A 2,063-nucleotide genomic window follows, 5' to 3' on the forward strand; every position below is an offset into this window, starting at 1 on the left:
GCGTGTGTGTTGCTGGTGGGTGCCGGGGGCCTTTGTTTGTTTTGGGTCCTTTTGTGCTTGCGGGTGATGGATTGCGTGGCGGCGCCTTTGTTTGGGTGCTTTTCGCGTGGTTTTTTCATTTGTGGGAAAGATCATGGTTGTTCTCTTCTTTTTTGGCCTCGTCGGTTCGAAGGGGAGAACGTTTTATTTTTGGATAACGGCCAGGCCGCGCACTGTTTGTGGTGTGTGGTGGTTGTTTGTCTGTTTTTGTCAGGTTTTTGGGCCTTTCATTGTTTTTTGATTCTTCTGATTTGAAGGGTTTTTGATGGAGGGTTTGATCCTGGCTCAGGACGAACGCTGGCGGCGTGCTTAACACATGCAAGTCGAACGGTAAGGCTCCAGCTTGCTGGGGTACACGAGTGGCGAACGGGTGAGTAACACGTGGGTGACCTGCCCTGCACTTCGGGATAAGCCTGGGAAACTGGGTCTAATACCGGATAGGACCGCACCGTGAGGGTGTGGTGGAAAGTTTTTTCGGTGTGGGATGGGCCCGCGGCCTATCAGCTTGTTGGTGGGGTAATGGCCTACCAAGGCGGCGACGGGTAGCCGGCCTGAGAGGGTGGACGGCCACATTGGGACTGAGACACGGCCCAGACTCCTACGGGAGGCAGCAGTGGGGAATATTGCACAATGGGCGGAAGCCTGATGCAGCGACGCCGCGTGGGGGATGACGGCCTTCGGGTTGTAAACTCCTTTCACCATCGACGAAGGGTTTCTGACGGTAGATGGAGAAGAAGCACCGGCTAACTACGTGCCAGCAGCCGCGGTAATACGTAGGGTGCGAGCGTTGTCCGGAATTACTGGGCGTAAAGAGCTCGTAGGTGGTTTGTCGCGTCGTCTGTGAAATTCCGGGGCTTAACTCCGGGCGTGCAGGCGATACGGGCATAACTTGAGTACTGTAGGGGAGACTGGAATTCCTGGTGTAGCGGTGAAATGCGCAGATATCAGGAGGAACACCGGTGGCGAAGGCGGGTCTCTGGGCAGTAACTGACGCTGAGGAGCGAAAGCATGGGGAGCGAACAGGATTAGATACCCTGGTAGTCCATGCCGTAAACGGTGGGCGCTAGGTGTGGGTTTCCTTCCACGGGATCCGTGCCGTAGCTAACGCATTAAGCGCCCCGCCTGGGGAGTACGGCCGCAAGGCTAAAACTCAAAGGAATTGACGGGGGCCCGCACAAGCGGCGGAGCATGTGGATTAATTCGATGCAACGCGAAGAACCTTACCTGGGCTTGACATATACAGGATCGCGCCAGAGATGGTGTTTCCCTTGTGGCTTGTATACAGGTGGTGCATGGTTGTCGTCAGCTCGTGTCGTGAGATGTTGGGTTAAGTCCCGCAACGAGCGCAACCCTTGTCTTATGTTGCCAGCACGTTGTGGTGGGGACTCGTAAGAAACTGCCGGGGTTAACTCGGAGGAAGGTGGGGATGACGTCAAATCATCATGCCCCTTATGTCCAGGGCTTCACACATGCTACAATGGTCGGTACAGTGGGTTGCCAGTCCGTGAGGGCGAGCTAATCCCGCAAAGCCGGTCTCAGTTCGGATCGGGGTCTGCAACTCGACCCCGTGAAGTCGGAGTCGCTAGTAATCGCAGATCAGCAACGCTGCGGTGAATACGTTCCCGGGCCTTGTACACACCGCCCGTCACGTCATGAAAGTCGGTAACACCCGAAGCCAGTGGCCTAACACATTTTTTGTGGGGGAGCTGTCGAAGGTGGGATTGGCGATTGGGACGAAGTCGTAACAAGGTAGCCGTACCGGAAGGTGCGGCTGGATCACCTCCTTTCTAAGGAGATTATTTTTTCTTTGTGTCATGTGTCATCGTGTTGGTGGCGTGTGGCTATTTTTTGTTTTTTGGGTGGAACACCTACTGGTTAGATCACTGAAGTGGTGGTCTGCGCGTGCGTGTGATGATTTTAAGCGTTTGTGCTTTCCTTTGGTGTTGGTTGGTTGTTGGTGCGCTGTTGGGTGTCTGGGATGACACACTTGTTGTTGTTCCTGTTTACAGGTTGCTGCGTGCTGC

General features: G+C 54.8%; 1 protein-coding gene and 1 rRNA gene. Both read left to right on the forward strand.

What is annotated here, in order from left to right:
• Window positions 1-197: hypothetical protein (locus tag QP981_RS11030; protein WP_207105045.1), on the forward strand; the 197-nt coding region annotated here is incomplete at its 5' end.
• A gap of 104 nt (window positions 198-301) precedes the next feature.
• Window positions 302-1,826 (forward strand): 16S ribosomal RNA (locus QP981_RS11035).
• The last annotated feature ends 237 nt before the right edge of the window (window positions 1,827-2,063 follow it).

This window comes from Corynebacterium sp. MSK047, from assembly GCF_030232285.1.
Lineage (GTDB): Bacteria > Actinomycetota > Actinomycetes > Mycobacteriales > Mycobacteriaceae > Corynebacterium > Corynebacterium jeikeium_D.